Origin of the sequence: Tabrizicola soli, from assembly GCF_015999335.1 — a bacterium.
Classification (GTDB): domain Bacteria; phylum Pseudomonadota; class Alphaproteobacteria; order Rhodobacterales; family Rhodobacteraceae; genus Tabrizicola; species Tabrizicola soli.
The window spans coordinates 181,485-198,894 of record NZ_JAEACP010000005.1 but is presented as its reverse complement, the minus strand read 5'-3'; the positions used below and the strand labels follow the sequence as shown (position 1 = coordinate 198,894).

Below are 17,410 nucleotides of genomic sequence, written 5' to 3'. Positions count from 1 at the left end.
GTCATCCTCCTGGAAGCGATGTCAGGGGCCTTCCCTTTGCGGGGCAAGGCAGGTTTCCCCGGGCCCGTCATGGCACCCGGATGCGACTGAGGTAGGAAGCGGAAAACGGCCTTTCAAGACCCGTCAGGGCGTGACGAAGCGGGCGCCGGTCCCGTCCTTGCCGCTGCCGGGGGTGATGCGCTTGCCCGCCTTCCGCTCGGGCCCCGAGGCGGCAACGCTGGTCGCCCGTCCGGCGCGCAACTCTGCCTTGAGCGCCGCGACGCGCGAGGGCAGTTCCATCCCGATGGCGACGCGCCGTCCCTGCATCACGCCGCCGGAGGAGATGATCGACACGATCTTCGCCCGGTAATGCGAGCGGTCCAGCACCGGCGCGCCCGAGGAGCCGTGGTCCACGTCGCAATCGAAGACGATCAACGCGCCCTGCCGTTCAAGCGCATGGCAGAGCGGCTGCCAGGACAGCGCCGTCTCGCGCCCGGTGGCATAGGAAACGACGCTGACCTCGTCGCCCGTGCCGGGCAGGGCCACGGAAAAGGGCGAGATCAGGCCGGTCGGGATCGGCGTCGCCAGTTCCAGCAGCGCCACGTCCAGCGCCAGTTCTGCCGCCGGGGCCGGGTCGCGGGCGGTGAAGCCGGGATCGACCACGGTGCGCAGGATGGCGAATTCGGCCAACGCCACCCCCTCGGCCAGCCCGGCGCGGAAGGTGATCGTTTCGGCGGGAACCGGGGTGCCATCGTCGCGCAGCACACAATGGCCGGCCGTCAGCACCAGATCCGGCGCGATCAGCGCCCCGGTGCAGAAGCCGCCTTCGGCAAGATCGACCCGGCCCACCGGCTCGAACCCGCGCAGATCCTCGCGCGTGGTCAGCCGGTCCAGACCGTCCTGTGCAAGCGCGGGCGCGGCCAGCAGCAGGGCCAGAAGCGAAACCCTCATGGCCGGACGAACTTTGCCCCGGCCCCCTGCCCGCCCGAGAGCATCCGTACCGTTCCGACCCCGGCGCTGCCCTGCGCCTTGCTCTCGGCCAGCGCGCTGCGCAGCCGGTCCAGGGGCTCGGCCAGCGGCACGGCCAGGGCGACCTTCCGCCCGTCGATCTCGGCCTTGGCCGAGATCACCGAGACAACCCGCGCCACCCCGTCGCCGAGCGAAAAGACCGGCGAGCCGGAGGCGCCGAAATCGACGTCGCAGGTCAGGATCAGCGCCTCGGGCCGTTCGGCCAGCACCGCGCAGACCTCCTGGATCGAGGGCGCCTCCTCGCGCCCCTGGGCATAGGAGACGACGCCAACCTCGTCGCCCTCGACCGGGGTGGCGCCGGTCTCGAACGGGATGAGCGAGGGCAGGCGGATCGGCTGGCTGAGCTCCAGCAGCGCCAGGTCGGCCGAGACCCGCTCCAGCTGGTCGTCCTGGACATAGCGGTAGTCGGGATGGGCGACGGCGCGGGCGACGCTGCGGTAGGCGACGGCGCGGCCGTTGCGGAACCCGGCCTGGAACTCGATCTCCTCGGCGCGCATCTGCACCCCGGTGCTGCGGTCGTAAAGGCAATGGGCGGCGGTCACGACGAGTTGCGGCGCGATCAGCGCGCCGGTGCAGAAGCCATGATCGCCCAGGACCAGCTTGCCGACGGCATCCCAGCCGCGGGCGTCGTCGGCGGTCTGGAGGCTGACCATCCCCGTCTCCTGCGCCGCCACCCGGCCGGAGAGGACCAGCGCCAGAGCGACCAGCACGGGACCAAGATGACGCATCGCTTCCCCCCTGTTCGCATCCAGTTAGGCGCTCTTTTGGCCCGTCGCGCAAGAGCGGAGCGGGCCGTGGTGCAGGAAGCATGTGGTCGGCCAGGCGAGCGGAGGCCCGGGATGGCCAGGATATTCCGAACCATTTCCGCGGCTTTCGCGCTCACTTCACTGCATGGAATATCACTTTCCGGACATTCAACCCAAAGCGCGCGGCCTTGGCCCTCCGGTCGCCCAGTCCAGCAGTTCCACCGTATGCACCACCGGCACGCCGGTGCCCGAGCCGATCTGCATCATGCAGCCGATGTTGCCCGCCGCGATCACCTGCGGCGCCTTCGCCTCCAGCGTGGCGACCTTGCGGCGCTTCAGCTCGGCGCTGAGCGCGGGTTGCAGAAGGTTGTAGGTCCCCGCGCTGCCGCAACAGAGATGGCTGTCGGCGGGCTCCACCACCTCGAACCCCGCCCGTTTCAGAAGATCCTTCGGCGCGGACTTGATCTGCTGGCCGTGCTGGAGCGAGCAGGCGGCGTGATAGGCGACACGCAGATCCCTGGGCGCGCCCTCGGGCAGGCCGATCCAGGCCAGAAGCTCGGTCACGTCCTTCGCCAGCCCGGAAACGGTGGCCGCATCCGTGGCCAGCGCATCATTGCGGAACATGTGGCCGTAATCCTTGACCGTGGTGCCGCAGCCCGAGGTGTTGATGACGATGGCGTCCAGCCCCCCGGCCCGCTTCTCGGCCATGAAGGCGCGGATGTTGGCGGCGGCGCTGGAATGGGACAGTTTCTCCATCCCCATGTGATGCGTCAGCGCCCCGCAGCAGCCGGCGCCCCTGGCCACGACGACCTCGCAGCCGAGGCGGCGCAGCAGGCGGATCGTGGCGTCGTTGATGTCGGTATTGAGCGCCTTCTGCGCGCAGCCGGTCATCAGCGCGACCCGCAGCCGCCGTTCCCCCTGCGCCGGGAAGACCTGCGGATCGTCGTTGCGGCTGACCGGCGGGATCTGCTTCGGCGCCATCGCCAGCATGGCGCGGAGCCGCGCATCCGGCAGGAAGCGCGCGAAGGGTCTCGCGAGCCTGGCCCCGAAGAGCGCCAGCCGGAAGCGGCCCGGATAGGGGATCACCCGCGCCAGCACCGCCCGCAAGACGCGGTCCATGACGGGCCGGCGGTAGGTCTTTTCGATATGGGCGCGGGCGTGGTCCACCAGATGCATGTAATGGACGCCGCTCGGGCAGGTGGTCATGCAGCCGAGGCAGGACAGGCAGCGGTCGATATGCTTGACCGTCTTCTCGTCGGCCGGGCGGCCCGCTTCCAGCATGTCCTTGATCAGGTAGATCCGGCCGCGAGGCGAGTCGAGCTCGTCGCCCAGCACCTGATAGGTCGGGCAGGTCGCGGTGCAGAAGCCGCAATGGACGCAGGCGCGCAGGATCTCGTTCGCGCGGGCGATGCCGGGATCCTGCAGCTGCTCGGGCGTGAAATTCGTCTGCATCAGCCCATCATCCCCCGGTTCAGGATCCCGCGCGGGTCGAATTTCGCCTTCAGCCCCGCGACCAGCGCCGCCACCTCGGGCGCTTCCGGCGGGAAGACCGGCCCGCCCTCGCCCCGAACCAGCGTCGCATGGCCGCGTCCGGCAAGGGTGGCGGCGACCTCGGCCCCACGGCCGTGCTCGGCCAGGAGCCAGACCAGCCCGCCGCCCCAGTCCCAGAGCGCCTGCCCCTCCAGCCGCGCGACCACTTCGGCGGCAAGCGTGGGCAGGGTGGCGATGCGCCAGACCTCGCCCGGCTTGCCGTGGAAGGGCACCACGTCCCGCACCTCGCGCCAGAGCGCGGCGGAGGCCGCGCCCTCGGCCACCGTCACCTCGCCGCCGAGAAGCGCGCGCAACCGGCCCAGCCGGTAGGCGACGGAGCCGGCCATACCCTCGACCCGGATCAGGCTTCGCCCGGAATGCCGCGCCGCCCCCGAGACGTCGAAAGGCGAGCCGAGCGCCCGGCGCAGCGCCGCGAGCCCGGCCTCGCGGTCCAGCCCCTCGATCACCAGCGTGGCTTCCGCCTCGGGCAGGGCCTGGACCTTGAAGCCGACTTCCGTAAGCATGCCCAGCGTGCCCCGGCTGCCCGCAAGAAGCTTCACCAGGTCATAGCCGGTGACGTTCTTCATCACCCGGCCGCCGTTCTTCACCACCGTCCCCGCGCCATCGACGAAGCGCACCCCAAGCGCCGCATCGCGCGCCGCGCCCACCTGCACCCGGCGCGGGCCGGAGGCATTGGCGGCCAGCACGCCGCCGATGGTCGAGACGCCCTCGCGCCCCAGGAGGCCGCGCAGATCGGGCGGCTCGAAGGCCAGCCGCTGCCGTTCCGCCGCCAGCACCCGCTCCACCTCGGCAAGCGGGGTGCCCGCCCGCACCACCAGCGTCAGCGCGCCCGGCTCGTAAAGCTCCACCCCCGCCAGGCCGCCGGTCTCCAGCACCTCGCCCACCGCATGGCCCAGCGTGCGGGTGCCGCCGCCGCGCAGCAGAAGCGGGGTCCTGGTCCCCGCGATGGCCTCTGCCAGTTCCGTTTCGGTCTTGGGTCGCATCATTCCATCCTGGGCCCTGAAAATTTTCGTCGAAAATTTTCAGGGCGGTCATCCGGTGCGCCGGGGCGCGCTTGCCGCCAGCGGGAATACCTTGGCCGGGTTCAAAAGCCATTTCGGGTCGAACACGTCCTTCACCCGCATCTGCGCCTCCATGTCCGGGCCGGTGAACTGCACCGCCATCAGGTCGCGCTTCTCGATCCCGACGCCATGCTCGCCGGTCAGGCAGCCGCCGACCTCCACACACAGCTTCAGGATCTCGGCCCCGAAGGCCTCGCAGCGTTCCAGGTCGCCGGGCTTGTTGGCGTCGAACAGGATGAGGGGGTGCATGTTGCCGTCGCCGGCGTGGAAGACATTGCCGACGTCCAGGCCGAAGTCGCGGCTCATCTCGCCGATGCGCTTCAGGACATGGGGAAGCGACGACACCGGGATCGTCCCGTCGAGGCACATGTAGTCGTTGATCTGGCCCATCGCGCCGAAGGCCGACTTGCGACCCAGCCAGATGCGGCGGGCCTGGTCCTCGTCCGCCGCCTCGCGGAATTCCACCGGGTCGTGGGCCATGGCGATCTGGCGGATGCGGGAGAGCTGTTCGCCGATCTCTGCCTCCGATCCCTCGACCTCGATGATCAGCAGCGCCTCGCAGTCCGGGTAGCCCGCTTTCGCGAAAGCCTCGGTCGCGCGGATGCAGGGGCGGTCCATGAACTCGATCGCCACCGGCAGGATGCCCGCGCGGATGACGTCTGCGACGCAGGCCCCGGCGACCTCGTTCGAGTTGAAGCCGACCAGCACCGGCCGCGCGCCCTCGGGCTTGGGCAGGATGCGCAGGCAGGCCTCGGTCACCACGCCGAGTTGCCCCTCGGAGCCGCAGACCACGCCCAGAAGGTCGATGCCGCATGGCTCGCCCCAGGGCCCGCCCAGGGTGACCACGGTCCCGTCCATCTGCACCAGCGTCACGCCCAGAAGGTTGTTCGTCGTCACCCCGTATTTCAGGCAATGCGCCCCGCCCGAGTTCATCGCGATGTTCCCGGCGATGGCGCAGGCAAGCTGGCTGGAGGGGTCGGGGGCGTAGAAGAACCCTTCCGCCTCGACCGCGCCCGAGACCGAGAGATTGGTCCGGCCCGACTGCACCCGGATGAAGCGGTTCTCGTAGTCGGTCTCCAGCACCGCGTTCATCCGCGCGACCCCGAGGATCACGCTGTCGGCCGTCGGCATCGCGCCACCGGCCAGGCTGGTGCCCGAGCCGCGCGGGACCACCGGCACGCCTTCCTCCCAGCAGGTGCGCAGCACGGCCGAGACCTCTGCCGTCGAGCGTGGCAGGACGGCGGCCAGCGGCGGGCAGCGGTAGGCGGTCAGCGCGTCGCATTCGTAGGCACGCAACTCCTCGGGCGCGTCGATCACCGCGTCGGGGGGCAGGATGGCGCGCAGAAGCGCCACGATCCGCGCCTTGCGGGCGAGCACGCCCCCGTCTGGCTCTGGCATCTGCATCGGCAAGCCCCCTGATGATTGGTAAGATAATATAACCAATCCCCCAGATCACAAGCCGAAATCGATCCGCTTCCCAAAGCGCCGCCGCCCGCCTAACCTGCGGCCATGCTGCCCTTCGGTCCCCTTCCGCTGCTCGACGCCGCCGCGCTTGGCTATCTTGTGGCAGCCTGGTTCCTGGCGAGTTGGCTGATCGAAAGCCCGCCGCGCCGCTATCCCTCGGTCTCGCTGATCATGCAGGACTACCGGCGCGACTGGATGCGGACCTTCGTCACCCGCCAGCCCCGGATCTTCGACGCCACGCTGATCGACTCGCTGCGGCAGGGCACGGCCTTCTTCGCCTCGGCCTCGATGATCGCGATCGGCGGCGGGGTGGCGCTGATCGGCAATGCGGGGGCGGTGCAGCGGCTCGCGGGCGACCTGCCGCTGGCGGGGACCGGGCCGGACCTCGCGCTGCGGATGCTGCCGGTGATCGGCTTCCTGGCCAATGCGCTTCTGAAATTCGTCTGGGCGCATCGCCTTTTCGGCTATTGCTCGATCCTGATGGCCGCCGTGCCGAACGACCCCGCCGATCCCGTCGCCTTCCACCGCGCCGGACAGGCGGCCGAGATCAACATCACCGCGGCGAGAAGCTTCAACCGGGGCCTGCGGTCGATCTATTTCGCGCTGGCGGCGCTTGGCTGGCTGCTGGGTCCCTGGGGCCTGATCATCGGCAACACGCTGGCGACCGGCGTCCTGTTGCGGCGCGAATTCGCCAGCCAGTCACGCCGCGTCATCCTGATGCGAGAGCCATAGCGCCACTTTCCCCGCCACCGCCTCGCCCGACAGCCGCGCCCCGCCGGCGGTCTGCTTCAGGCCCCCGGCCAGCGCCTCGCCGGCGAACCAGATCCGCTCGCCCACCGGGCGCGACAGGACCTCCCGCGCATGGGCCTTTCCGGGCCGGGCGGCGGCATAGGCGCCCCGGACATGGCGCTCGGCGCTCCAGTTCGTCATCGCGCCGCCGGTCACCGCCTTTCGCGCCGAGGCGCCGAAGACCTCCACCAGCCGGTCGGTGACGAAATCCACCGCCGCCGCCCGGCCTGCCGCCTCCATCTCCCAGGCGAAGTCGCCGCCGACAAAACCGACCATCAGGTCGAGGTCGAAGGGAAAGGCGAGGAAATAGAGGTCGTGCCGCGCGTGGCGTTCGATCAGCAGGTCGTCGAAGGGCTGCAGGCCCAGCCGGGTGCCTTCGATACGCAGCGGGATCTTGGTCAGAAGGCCCATCGGCAGGTCGAAGATCGCCTCCAGATGGCCGTCGGGCAGGTCGGGGGTGAAGGCGATCTCCTCGAAGGCCAGGACCCCGGTCGAGACCGTCACGATCGCCGCCTTCGCCCGGATCGTGCCCTTGTCGGTCACCACCTCCACCCCCGGGCCGTCCCAGCGGATGCGGCGGACCGGGGTGGCCAGCGTCACCGGCACATCGGCGCCCCAGCGGTGGATCAGCGCGCCGAAGCCTTCCTTCGTGAGGTAGTTCGGGTCCAGCTCGGCCGCGCTGCGGAAGTCGGTCACGCTGATCTCGTCGTCGTCGGCGCCATAATCCATCGGCCCGGCGAAGGTCGCGCTGGCCCGAAGGCCGTGGCAGGCCTCGACCAGCGTCGACAGCCGGTCGCTCGCGCCCCGGTGCCGCTCGATGCAGGCCGCAAGCTCTGCCGCCGCCCGCACCTCGGCCGCCATTTCCGCCGCACCGGCCTTGCGCTTGCCGAACCAGAGGTGATCCAGCCCCATGTCGTGATGCCGCAGGGTCCAGCCCGCCGCCACCGCCTCGGGGAAGAAGGGGTTGCGGTCGGCGGCATGGAGCCAGGCGCAGCCGATGTCGAAGGCCACCCCGAAATCGGTCGAGGTGGTCCAGGCCCGGCCGCCGATCCGGTCCATCGCCTCCAGCACCGTGACCCGCAGGCCCTGGCCGATCAGCCGCTTCGCCGCCGCCAGCCCCGCCGCGCCCGCGCCGACGACCACCACATCCGCATCCGTCATCGCGAAATCCCGCCCTGAAATGCGGCAAGAATGGGGCGGGCGGCGATTCGAGCCAAGTGCTTCGACCGTCTTGCCCGGCCGCCGCGCGAGGCTTCGGGGTATCCCTCAGCCCGCCTTCGCCCCCTTCCTGCCCTCGACCAGCCAGGCCAGGACCGCCAGCCCCGCCGCCAGCAGCAGCCAGGCCCAGGCGGGCAGGAACGGCACCACGGTCACGTCGGTGGTGAGATAGGCCTCGCGCGGGGTCACGCCGATCCAGCCGCGCCCCAGGGCCGGGCGGCCGGGGGACACGGCGCGGATGTCCGGGAGCCCGGCCTCGATCCGCGTCACCCCGCCCCGCGTCGCCTCGGCCAGCGGGGCGAGATCGCTGCCCGAGGCGATGGTCTCGACGAATTCGCGCGGGGCGGCGGGGCCGACGGCGATGACGCGCACCAGATCGCCCTGCTCCAGCCGGTAGAGGCCCAGGGCGGGGGCCAGCCAGACGGTCTCATGCTTGCCGGGACTGACCTCGGGCATCTCGACCACGACCTGCGCCCCGTCCGGCCCGGTGATCGTGACCGGCCCCGGCGGCTCTTCCAGCATCGAGCGTCGGGTGATCGTCATCGCCTCGCCCGAGACGGTGGCGGTCAGGGTCTCCTCCTCCAGCTCGGGTTCCTTCAGCATCCAGTGCGCCAGCCGCCGCAGAAGCTCCAGCTGCGGCCCGCCGCCCTCATACCCCCGGCCCCAGAGCCAGGCGTGGTCCGAGGCCAGCACCGCCACCCGGCCCTGGTCGACCCGGTTCAGCACCAGAAGCGGCAGGTCGCGCGGGCCGGTCATCAGGACCTGGCCGTCCAGCTGCTCGACCTCGATCGCGCGGAACCAGCGGCCCCAGCCGCCTTCGGGGGCCGCCTCCTCCAGCCCCTCGGTCACCGGATGGCGGCGGCCAAGGTCGGTCAGTTTCGGGCGGAACCCCTCCTCGACCACCTGCGCGGTGGGGGCGACCGGCAGGATCTGCGCCAGGGGCGAGCGGTAGAGGCTGTCCACCGCGCCATATTCCGGCCCGGCGGCGACCAGCACGGTGCCGCCGTTCCTGACATAGTTCACCACATTCTCGATATAGGACATCGGCAGGATGCCCCGCATCCGGTAGCGGTCGAAGATGATCAGGTCGAATTCCTCGATCTTCTCGACGAAGAGCTCGCGCGTCGGGAAGGCGATGAGGGACAGTTCCTCGACCGGGACGCCGTCCTGCTTTTCCGGCGGGCGCAGGATGGTGAAGTGCACCAGATCGACGCTGGCATCCGACTTCAGGAGGTTGCGCCACACCCTTTCGCCGGCGTGCGGCTCGCCCGAGACCAGCAGCACCCGCAGCCGGTCGCGCACGCCGTTGATCTGGATCGCGGTGGCGTTGTTGCGGTCGGTAAGTTCCCCCTCGACCGGGGCCACGCTGAACTGCAGCACGTTCGCCCCGCCATGCGGCAGGGTGACGGGCAGTTCCAGATCCTCGTTCAGGGGCACGGTATAGGTGGCCGGTTCCTCGGCATCGACGCTGATGGTCAGCGCGACTTCGGTCGCGCCGGGCGGCGGGGCGCCCACGTCCTCGATGCGGAGGTCGAGGACGAATTCCTCGCCGATGATGGCGAAGGCGGGGGCGTTCTTCACCACGAGGCGGCGGTCCCAGTCGTCCTCATGCCCCGTCAGCAGCACCTGCAGCGGCGCGGGCAGGTTCGGGACCAGGCCGAGGTCGTGCGTGCGCCCGTCGGTGATCAGGATCGCGCCCGCGACCCTTGCGCGGGGTTCCTCGGCCAGCGCCTCGGCCAGGGCGGTCAGCGCCAGGGTTCCGGCGTCCTCCTCGCCGTCGCCGAGGCGGTGGATGCGAAGCTCGGTATTCGGCAGCGCGGCGACCTCGGCCTCGACCGCCGCCACCGCCGCCGCGGTCTGCGCCCTGCGGTCGCCCAGCGACTGGCTGGCGCTTTCGTCGACGACGAGGATCACGATGTCGGACAGGCCCGCCCGTTCCTCCTCCTGCAGCGCCGGGTTGACCAGCGCGCCCAGAAGCGCGGCCAGGGCCAGCCCCCGCAGCCACCAGCCCGGAAGCCCGCGCCAGAGCGCGAGCGCCAACAGCGCCAGGGCAAGCCCGGCCAGCGCCAGGATCACTCCCCAGCCGACCAGCGGCGCATAGGCGAGCGAGGCGCTCATTGCCCCAGCCTTTCCAGAAGTGCTGGCACATGGACCTGGTCGGATTTGTAGTTGCCGGTCAGCACATGCATGATCAGGTTGATCCCGAAGCGCCAGGCGATCTCGCGCTGCTGCTCGCCCGCCATGCCGCGGCCGACCGGCAGCAGCGGCACGCCGCCGTCATCCACCGCCCAGGCCGCCGCCCAGTCGTTGCCGCCGATCACCACCGGGGTCACCCCGTCGTTCAGGTTGCGGAACGGCATCCCCTCGGGCGCCTCCGCCTCGGCCATGGGCGCGGCCTCGACCCAGATCGGGCCACGCGGATGGCGGCCGGGGAAATCGTGCAGGAGATAGAAGGTGCGGGTCAGCACATGGTCGGGCGGCATCTGCTCCAGGGGCGGCACGTCCAGCCCGGCGGCGATGCGCTGCAGGGCCTGACCTTCCGGCGTCGTTGCGCCATAGCCCGCCACATCGGCGTCGCGGGTGTCGAACAGGATCATGCCGCCGGTGCGCAGATACTGGTTCAGCTTGTCGTAGGCCTTGGCCGAGGGTGTGGGCTGGTCCGCCGTCACCGGCCAGTAGAGGAAGGGAAAGAAGGCCAGTTCGTCGCGTTCGATATCGACGCCGATCGGGAGCTGCGGTTCGACCGAGGTGCGCTGCCAGAGCTTGTCGCCAAGGCCCAGCAGCCCGGCCTGCGCGATGTCGTCCACCTTGGCGTCGCCGGTCAGCACATGCGCCAGCACGACGGCGGTCGTCGCCTCCAGCGCCAGCGCATCGTCGGGCATCGCGTCCTGCGCGCGGGCCTCGGGGGCCAGCGGCAGCAGCGCCAGGGCCAGCAGGGCCACCCCGCGACGCAGGCCGGAAAGCCGACCCGCGACCCAGAGCGCCGCCAGCACGTCCAGCAGCAGAAGCGCCAGCGCCGCCGTCAGGAAGGCCCCTTTCAGCGCCTGCGCCTCGGGCCGTTCCAGCCCCTCGACCGGGACCGAGGGCGGCCAGTCGGCGGGAAGAAGCTTCGTCTCCGGCCCCATCACGTTCAGCGCCACCCGGCGATCCTCGCCGGCGTAAAGGCCGGGCGGCAGGGCCAGCGTCGGGCCGCCGCTGATCGCTTCGGCCAGAACCTCGCCCGCGACGCCGCCCATCTCGCCGGCGTCCTGCGACTGGCCGTAGGCATCCAGGAGTTCCTCGGGCACCCAGGTCTGGCCCGCCAGATCCGCCGCCCCCGGCAGCGCCGCGCGGGTCGAGACCGCCAGCCGCTCCAGCATCTGCACGAAAAGGCCCGAGAGCGGCAGCGAGGACCATTCCGCATTCGCCGTCACATGCACCAGCACCACCTGCCCGTCGCCAAGCGCCTTGCGGGTGACGAGGGGGGTCCCGTCCTCCAGCGCGGCGATGGTGCGTTCGGCAAGCTGCGGGTCGGGCTGGGCCAGCACCTGCGCCCGCACCACCACATCCGGAGGCGCCACGAGGCCATAGAAGGGCGAACCTTCCGCGAAGGGGGCCAGCGCCTTCGGCTCGCCCCAGCTCATCGCGCCGCCGACGGTGCGGCCGCCCTCGCGCAGGCGGACGGGCAAGAGCGGGTCTTCCTCGAAGCGGCTGATGTCCGAGGCGGCAAGGCGCGGCCCGGCGAAACGGAGCAGGAGGCCGCCCTCCTCGACCCATTCGGTCAGGGCATCGGATTCGCCCTGCGTGAGGCGGGCGACATCGGCCAGGACCACCACGTCGGGATTGGCCAGCACCACGTCCGACAGGCTGCCCTCGATCAGCTCGGCCACCGGCTCCAGCGCCTGGCGAAGGTAGTGCAGCGGCGAAAGGAGCTGCAGCCCCTCCTGGTCCGGCCCGGCGCCGATCAGCGCGACCTTGCGCCGCTTCAGGCTGTCGTCGGCCAGGCTGACCGCCCCGGCCGTCCGGCCGGCGGCGAGTTCGAAGCGGGTGATCCGGTTGCGCAATTCGGGCGGCAGGTCCAGCGTGGCCTCGGCCCGCGCCTCTCCGGCGGCGAAGGCCAGGGGCAGGCGGGCCAGTTCCCGCTCGATCCCCGAAGGGTCGGGGCCGCGCGCCAGAACCTCGAGCTGGAGCGCATCGGCGGCGGGCATCCGGCTGGCGGCCAGCACGACCTTGCCCGCATCGAAGCGCGCCGGATGCAGGGCAAGGACGGGGCGCGGGCTTTCGATCACCCGCACCGTGCCCCGGCCCTGCAGCGCGTCCAGAAGCGCCCCGCGTCCGGGGTGGTCAAGGCCGTCGGACAGCCAGACGGTCTCGAACCTGCCCTCGGGCAGCGTCCCGGCCCAGGGCTCCATCGCCGGGGTCCAGGGCTGCGGCTCCAGCGCCGCGACGCGGCCGGTCCAGGCCTCGGCGGTCTGGAACGTCAAAGCTTCGGGGGCATCGGTCAGCCGGAGCAGCGCCACCGGACGCCCCTCGGCCCCGGCTTCGGCGACCAGGGCCCCGGCCTTTTCCACCCGGCGCGGCCAGTCGCGGGCATCGGCCCAGCTGCCGTCGACCACGACCAGCAGCGGACCCGAGCCCGCGACCCGCGCCTCGGGGTTCAGGATCGGCCCGGCGAAGGCGACGATCGCCAACCCCACCGCCAGCATCCGCAGCAGCAGGAGCCACCAGGGCGTGCGGTCGGTCTCGGCCTCGTCATCCTTCAGGCCCAGCAGGAGCGCCACGCCGGGAAAGCGCCGGCGGATCGGCGCGGGCGGCACGGCGCGGAGGAGGAACCACAGCACCGGCAGCGCGATCAGCGCGAGGAGAAGCCAGGGGGTCGCAAAGCCGATGGGCCCAAGGGTGAACATCTACCGCCCCCCCTGCAGCGCCGCATAGGCCCAGAGAAGCGCCGATTGCGCCGGCTGGCCGGTGTGATGCGTGCTGAAATGCCAGCCGACCGCCCGGCCAAGGGTGGCCAGCCGGTCCTTGCGCTCGGCCAGGCGGGAGAGGTAGCGGCTGCGCAATTCCCCGGCCTGGCGGGTCTCGTGCCGCAGGCTGCCGCCCATGGATTCAAAGATCGTGCGGCCGTCGAAGGGAAACTCCTCCTCGGCCGGGTCGAGGATCTGCAGGAGCACGCCCTTCACCCCGCGGTCGGCGGCGCGGGCCAGCCCGGCCTCGATGCCGGAAAGGTCGCCCAGGAAATCCGACAGGAAAACCGCGCGGCCGTGGCTGACCATGCCCTCGGTTTCGGGGGCGCCGTAGTCCTGGGTCCCCTCCTCGCCCGCCAGCCGCCCGGCCAGCCGCAGAAGCTGCGTCCGCCCCGCGCGGGGGGCGGCAAGGCCCGCGAGGCCCACCCTCTCGCCGCCGCGCAGGAGAAGGACCGCCAGCGCGAGGCCGAGGAGCCTTGCCCGGTCGGCCTTGGCCGGGCGCGACCTGTCGCCGGTGAAGGCCATGGACCGCGAGGGATCGACCCAGATCGTCACCGACTGCGCCGCCTGCCATTCGCGCTCGCGCACGAAATGCGCGTCCGACCGGGCGCTGCGCCGCCAGTCGATCATCCGCGCCGAATCGCCCTGATGCGCCGGCCGGTACTGCCAGAACTCATCCCCGAGCCCCGCCCGCCTGCGGCCATGCTCACCCAGCATGACCGTGGCCGCCAGCATCTCGGCCTCGGCCAGCAAGGGCGGCAGGGTCTGCCCCAGCGCCTCGGCGCGGGAGCGGAGGTCGGGGCTGCTGCTCACGCCGCCGCCTCGAGGCCCAGCACGCGGCCGGTGGTGCGGGCGATGATGCCGGAGAGCGTCTCGCCCCGCGCGCGGGCGGCGAAGCTGAGCGCCATCCGGTGCACCAGCACCGCCTGCGCCAGTTCCGCCACGTCCGGGATCGAGGGCGCCAGCCGCCCGTCCAGAAGCGCGCGCGCCCGCACCGTCAGCATCAGCGCCTGCGCCGCGCGGGGGCCGGGGCCCCAGGAGAGGGAATCCGCCAGCTCGCGCCCCTCGGGTTCGCCGGGACGGCAGGCGCGGACGAGGTCCAGGATCGCCTCGACCACCTGCTCGCCCACCGGCATCCGGCGGATCACGGCCTGCGCCGCGATCAGTTCCCCGGCGGTGAAGACCTGATGCGCCTCGGCCTCCTCGGCCCCGGTGGTGGCGATCAGGATGTCGCGTTCGGTCTGGCGCGTGGGGTATTCGACATCGACCTGCACCAGGAAGCGGTCCAGCTGCGCCTCGGGCAGGGGATAGGTGCCCTCCTGCTCGATCGGGTTCTGGGTGGCGAGGACGTGGAAGGGCCGGCCGAGCGCGCGGTGCTGGCCGGCGATGGTCACTTCCTTCTCCTGCATCGCCTGCAGCAGCGCCGACTGGGTGCGGGGCGAGGCCCGGTTGATCTCGTCCGCCATCAGGAGCTGGCAGAAGATCGGACCTTCGACGAAGCGGAACGAGCGGCTGCCATCGGCGGCAGTCTCCAGCACCTCGGAGCCGAGGATGTCGGCGGGCATCAGGTCGGGGGTGAACTGGACACGGTTGGCCTTCAGCCCCATCACCGTGCCGAGCGTGTCCACCAGCCGGGTCTTGCCCAGCCCCGGCAGGCCGACCAGCAGCGCATGGCCGCCGCAAAGCAGGCTGGCCAGCACCAGGTCCACCACCTTCTCCTGCCCGATGAAGCGGCGGTTGATCGAGGCCTTGGCCTGGCCCAGAACCGCGCCCAGCGCCTCGATTTCCGCTACAAGCGCCTTGGTGTCGGCCATGCCCGATGCTCCCTCCAGGGTGATACGCGGTCAGTAAAGCGAGTTATCCCGCCGGGCACAAATGGCAAAAGGCGCCTTGGCACAAATGATCGTGAGAGGTTTGTCAGCGGGACCAAAAGCCTTCGAAGGCTTTTGCAAATCTTTTCGAAAAGATTTGCGCGCGCCATGCGGGAACCCCGGCTCCCATCTCCCGTTGCACCCGCACGAGACGCCGCTAGAGTGCGCCCGATGACGAAACCCAGCGCCGATACGCTCGCCGCCGCCGCCAAGGCCGCCGGAACCAAGGGCCCGCCGCCCGTCCACCTGTGGAATCCGCCGTTCTGCGGCGACCTCGACATGCGCATCGCCCGGGACGGGACCTGGTTCTATCTTGGCACACCCATCGGGCGCGCACCGCTGGTGAAGCTCTTCTCCTCGATCCTGAAGCGCGAGGGCGACGACTATTTCCTGGTCACTCCGGTCGAGAAGGTCGGAATCCGGGTCGACGACGCGCCGCTCCTCGCCATCGACTTCGACGCCAGGGGCGCGGAGCGCGACCAGACCCTGACCTTCACCACCAGGACCGAGGATGTGGCGGTGCTTGGCCCGGACCATCCCCTGCGCGTCGAGCGCGACCCCGAGAGCGGCGAGCCGTCGCCCTATATCCTGATCCGCAGCAATCTATGGGCGCTGGTGGACCGGAAATCCTTCTACCGGCTGGTCGATCTTTGTTGCCATCACGAGCATGACGGGCATAAGTGGTTCGGCCTGTGGTCCTCGGGGCAGTTCTTCCCGGTCATCCCCTCGTCGGAATTGCCCTGATCAGACATGCCCCGTTTCGCCGCCAACCTGACGCTTCTTTTCACCGAGGTTCCGATGCTTGACCGCCCCGACTGGGCGGTGCGCTCGGGGTTCGACGGGGTCGAGGTCCTGTTCCCCTACGACCAGCCGATGAGCGACTGGGAGACCGCACTGAACGGCCTGCCGCTGGCGCTGATCAACACGCCGCCGGGCGACTGGGCCTCGGGCGACCGGGGTTTCGCCGCGGTGCCGGGAATGGAGTTGCGCTTCCGCGACAGTTTCCTGCGCGCGGCGGAATATGCCACGCGGCTGAAGGCGGGGCGGGTGCATGTGATGTCGGGCGTCGCCAAGGGTCCGCAGGCGGAGCAGTGCTATGCGGAGAACCTCGCCTGGGCGCTGGCCGAGGTGCCGGGGCTGACCCTGACGGTCGAGCCCCTGAACCCCGACGACATGCCGGGCTATTTCCTGAACGACTACGATCAGGCCGCCCGCATCCTGGACGACATCGGCGATCCGCGGATCGGACTCCAGTTCGACCTCTGGCACGCGGCGCGCCTGCATGGCGACGCGGGCGCGGTCTGGGCCGAGCACCGCCACCGGATCAACCACGTCCAGATCGCCGGCTTCCCGGCGCGGAACGAGCCGGGCGGCGGCGGCTTCTCGCTGCCCGACCTCTGCGACGAGATCGACGCCCATTGCCCCGAGGTCTGGATCGCCGCCGAATACCGCCCGGCCAGGGGCACCGCGCAGGGCCTGGGCTGGCTGGCGGCACTGAAGTCGCGCGGGGCGCTGATCGGGGGATAGGGGCGGCGGGCTTGCCCCCCATCGAGGGGGGCAAGCCCGCATTGCCATGGACGGCCGGCGCCGGTCGCAGAGCGCGCGTGCGGTGGTTTTCGGTGCCGGGCGGCGCTCTGTCCCTTGTGTCCGGGGGGCGGTGACCGCTAAAAGCGGGCAGCGACAGCAGACAGGACCCGGCCCATGCGCGATGATGCCCCCGAGACCCAGATCGTTACCAGCTGGAAAGTGGCCTGCGACGGCGGCGAGGGCGCGCTGGGCCATCCGCGCGTCTGGCTGACGATCCCGGCCGACATCGGCTGGGTCGAATGCGGCTATTGCGACAAGCGCTACGTCATCGACCGCGAGCACGCCCACGACGATCACTGAGGGGGCTCCCCCTCAGTCGCCCAGCTTGGCGTGCACCTCGTCCAGGTCGACGGGGCCCTTCGGCATCTTGTTGGCCGGGTTGTCGAAGTCATAGCGGAACAGCTGGAAGTCCCGCTTGTAGATTTCCCACATCAGATGCATCGAGAGGTCGTCGAAATAGGCCTCGACCGGATGGGCGCGCTTCGGCCCGTGGCCCTCGCTCTCGTTGAAGCGCGGGATCGTGGCCAGATCCACCGGATGCGGCGCGTCGATCCCCTCCAGCACCGTTTGCATCCCGGCATTGAAATCCTCGGTGAAGAAGATCCGGTCGTAGCGCCCGCCGTTGACGATGAAGGTCGAGACATGGCCCGCCATCGCCGACCAGTGGATGTCGGGCTCCATCGGCTTCTTGAAGCGGATGGTGTCGCGCGCGAACAGAAGGAAGCGGCGGAAACTGGCGATCTGGTCGAATTCCTGCCTGCCGTCCTCGCCGCCGACCTCGACCCCGTATTTCTGCACCAGAAGCGGCACCAGATTGCCCCGGTAGCGCCGGCCGTTGCGCTGGATGCCGCAGATCTTGTCGAAGAACGAGGACAGGATCCGCGTGTAGGGATTGCGCACGCAGGTGAAGGCCGGCGCCTTGCGGCCGTGCACCACCGCCTCGATCCGGGGCTGGCTATGCTCCTGCGCCCATTTGTGCAGGCCGGTGGTGGAATCGTGGATGTCGCCGTCGAAGAACCGGCCGTGGTCGGAGTAATACAGGATCTGCCCGATGGTCGAGCAGGCGCATTTCGGCACCACCCGGTAGACGACGCTTTCGCTTTCGGTCATCCAGGTTCCGGGGAAACCCATGCCACGCTCCATCCAAAGGCATCCTGCAGAAACGAGCA

General features: G+C 70.6%; 15 protein-coding genes. 4 read left to right on the top strand and 11 right to left on the bottom strand.

All coding sequences use genetic code 11. The features are described 5' to 3' along the window. Positions 1-123 precede the first annotated feature (123 nt). The 5 genes from I7S92_RS06330 to I7S92_RS06310 all read right to left on the bottom strand — a co-directional run bounded on the left by I7S92_RS06330 (position 124) and on the right by I7S92_RS06310 (position 5,770). The gene (locus I7S92_RS06330) at positions 124-930 is read right to left on the bottom strand and encodes a trypsin-like serine peptidase (protein ID WP_197642641.1); all 807 of its coding nucleotides are present in this window, start codon (positions 928-930) and stop codon (positions 124-126) included. Beyond that, positions 927-1,736 (bottom strand): trypsin-like serine peptidase, encoded by an 810-nt coding sequence (locus I7S92_RS06325; RefSeq protein ID WP_197642640.1) that lies wholly within the window; start codon positions 1,734-1,736, stop codon positions 927-929. The genes I7S92_RS06330 and I7S92_RS06325 overlap by 4 nt, the downstream gene beginning before the upstream one ends. 186 nt (positions 1,737-1,922) lie before the next feature. Beyond that, on the bottom strand, positions 1,923-3,206 hold the full coding sequence (glcF, locus tag I7S92_RS06320) for a glycolate oxidase subunit GlcF (protein WP_197642639.1): 1,284 nt from the start codon (positions 3,204-3,206) through the stop codon (positions 1,923-1,925). Then, positions 3,206-4,288 carry an FAD-binding protein gene (locus I7S92_RS06315; protein ID WP_197642638.1) on the bottom strand — a complete coding sequence of 361 codons (1,083 nt, stop codon included), beginning with the start codon at positions 4,286-4,288 and terminating at the stop codon, positions 3,206-3,208. The genes glcF and I7S92_RS06315 overlap by 1 nt, the downstream gene beginning before the upstream one ends. A 48-nt stretch (positions 4,289-4,336) precedes the next feature. Then, entirely contained in the window at positions 4,337-5,770 is a 1,434-nt protein-coding gene (locus I7S92_RS06310) for an FAD-linked oxidase C-terminal domain-containing protein (protein WP_197642637.1), read from the bottom strand. A 105-nt stretch (positions 5,771-5,875) separates the two neighbouring features. On the opposite strand from I7S92_RS06310, the gene I7S92_RS06305 reads away from it, so the two are divergent. Next, entirely contained in the window at positions 5,876-6,562 is a 687-nt protein-coding gene (locus I7S92_RS06305) for a DUF599 domain-containing protein (protein ID WP_197642636.1), read from the top strand. Here the strand turns inward: I7S92_RS06305 and I7S92_RS06300 are convergent. The 5 genes from I7S92_RS06300 to I7S92_RS06280 all read right to left on the bottom strand — a co-directional run bounded on the left by I7S92_RS06300 (position 6,530) and on the right by I7S92_RS06280 (position 14,597). Beyond that, the gene (locus I7S92_RS06300; protein WP_197642635.1) at positions 6,530-7,780 is read right to left on the bottom strand and encodes a flavin monoamine oxidase family protein; all 1,251 of its coding nucleotides are present in this window, start codon (positions 7,778-7,780) and stop codon (positions 6,530-6,532) included. The genes I7S92_RS06305 and I7S92_RS06300 overlap by 33 nt on opposite strands. 105 nt (positions 7,781-7,885) lie before the next feature. Then, the gene (locus I7S92_RS06295) at positions 7,886-9,955 is read right to left on the bottom strand and encodes a hypothetical protein (protein WP_197642634.1); all 2,070 of its coding nucleotides are present in this window, start codon (positions 9,953-9,955) and stop codon (positions 7,886-7,888) included. Next, positions 9,952-12,723 carry a DUF4159 domain-containing protein gene (locus I7S92_RS06290; RefSeq protein ID WP_197642633.1) on the bottom strand — a complete coding sequence of 924 codons (2,772 nt, stop codon included), beginning with the start codon at positions 12,721-12,723 and terminating at the stop codon, positions 9,952-9,954. The genes I7S92_RS06295 and I7S92_RS06290 overlap by 4 nt, the downstream gene beginning before the upstream one ends. Then, on the bottom strand, positions 12,724-13,596 hold the full coding sequence (locus I7S92_RS06285) for a DUF58 domain-containing protein (protein WP_287865937.1): 873 nt from the start codon (positions 13,594-13,596) through the stop codon (positions 12,724-12,726). Continuing rightward, positions 13,593-14,597 carry an AAA family ATPase gene (locus I7S92_RS06280; RefSeq protein ID WP_197642632.1) on the bottom strand — a complete coding sequence of 335 codons (1,005 nt, stop codon included), beginning with the start codon at positions 14,595-14,597 and terminating at the stop codon, positions 13,593-13,595. The genes I7S92_RS06285 and I7S92_RS06280 overlap by 4 nt, the downstream gene beginning before the upstream one ends. 228 nt (positions 14,598-14,825) lie before the next feature. Here I7S92_RS06280 and I7S92_RS06275 point away from each other — a divergent pair, with 228 nt between their 5' ends. The 3 genes from I7S92_RS06275 to I7S92_RS06265 all read left to right on the top strand — a co-directional run bounded on the left by I7S92_RS06275 (position 14,826) and on the right by I7S92_RS06265 (position 16,541). Further along, positions 14,826-15,398 (top strand): DUF1285 domain-containing protein, encoded by a 573-nt coding sequence (locus I7S92_RS06275; protein WP_197642631.1) that lies wholly within the window; start codon positions 14,826-14,828, stop codon positions 15,396-15,398. Positions 15,399-15,404: 6 nt separating this feature from the next. Then, on the top strand, positions 15,405-16,181 hold the full coding sequence (locus I7S92_RS06270) for a hydroxypyruvate isomerase family protein (protein ID WP_197642630.1): 777 nt from the start codon (positions 15,405-15,407) through the stop codon (positions 16,179-16,181). 174 nt (positions 16,182-16,355) lie between these two features. Beyond that, positions 16,356-16,541 carry a zinc-finger domain-containing protein gene (locus I7S92_RS06265; RefSeq protein WP_197642629.1) on the top strand — a complete coding sequence of 62 codons (186 nt, stop codon included), beginning with the start codon at positions 16,356-16,358 and terminating at the stop codon, positions 16,539-16,541. A gap of 12 nt (positions 16,542-16,553) precedes the next feature. Here the strand turns inward: I7S92_RS06265 and I7S92_RS06260 are convergent, their stop codons facing one another. After that, positions 16,554-17,372 (bottom strand): sulfotransferase family protein, encoded by an 819-nt coding sequence (locus tag I7S92_RS06260; protein ID WP_197642628.1) that lies wholly within the window; start codon positions 17,370-17,372, stop codon positions 16,554-16,556. Positions 17,373-17,410: the final 38 nt, after the last annotated feature.

Bases quoted from the DNA above. Each gene is read 5' to 3' on its own strand.
- I7S92_RS06260 (WP_197642628.1), bottom strand. From the start codon at position 17,372: ATGGGTTTCCCCGGAACCTGGATGACCGAAAGCGAAAGCGTCGTCTAC.
- I7S92_RS06300 (WP_197642635.1), bottom strand. From the start codon at position 7,780: ATGACGGATGCGGATGTGGTGGTCGTCGGCGCGGGCGCGGCGGGGCTG.
- I7S92_RS06280 (WP_197642632.1), bottom strand. From the start codon at position 14,597: ATGGCCGACACCAAGGCGCTTGTAGCGGAAATCGAGGCGCTGGGCGCG.
- I7S92_RS06295 (WP_197642634.1), bottom strand. From the start codon at position 9,955: ATGAGCGCCTCGCTCGCCTATGCGCCGCTGGTCGGCTGGGGAGTGATC.
- I7S92_RS06290 (WP_197642633.1), bottom strand. From the start codon at position 12,723: ATGTTCACCCTTGGGCCCATCGGCTTTGCGACCCCCTGGCTTCTCCTC.
- I7S92_RS06305 (WP_197642636.1), top strand. From the start codon at position 5,876: ATGCTGCCCTTCGGTCCCCTTCCGCTGCTCGACGCCGCCGCGCTTGGC.
- glcF (WP_197642639.1), bottom strand. From the start codon at position 3,206: ATGCAGACGAATTTCACGCCCGAGCAGCTGCAGGATCCCGGCATCGCC.
- I7S92_RS06310 (WP_197642637.1), bottom strand. From the start codon at position 5,770: ATGCAGATGCCAGAGCCAGACGGGGGCGTGCTCGCCCGCAAGGCGCGG.
- I7S92_RS06270 (WP_197642630.1), top strand. From the start codon at position 15,405: ATGCCCCGTTTCGCCGCCAACCTGACGCTTCTTTTCACCGAGGTTCCG.
- I7S92_RS06275 (WP_197642631.1), top strand. From the start codon at position 14,826: ATGACGAAACCCAGCGCCGATACGCTCGCCGCCGCCGCCAAGGCCGCC.
- I7S92_RS06315 (WP_197642638.1), bottom strand. From the start codon at position 4,288: ATGCGACCCAAGACCGAAACGGAACTGGCAGAGGCCATCGCGGGGACC.
- I7S92_RS06325 (WP_197642640.1), bottom strand. From the start codon at position 1,736: ATGCGTCATCTTGGTCCCGTGCTGGTCGCTCTGGCGCTGGTCCTCTCC.
- I7S92_RS06265 (WP_197642629.1), top strand. From the start codon at position 16,356: ATGCGCGATGATGCCCCCGAGACCCAGATCGTTACCAGCTGGAAAGTG.
- I7S92_RS06330 (WP_197642641.1), bottom strand. From the start codon at position 930: ATGAGGGTTTCGCTTCTGGCCCTGCTGCTGGCCGCGCCCGCGCTTGCA.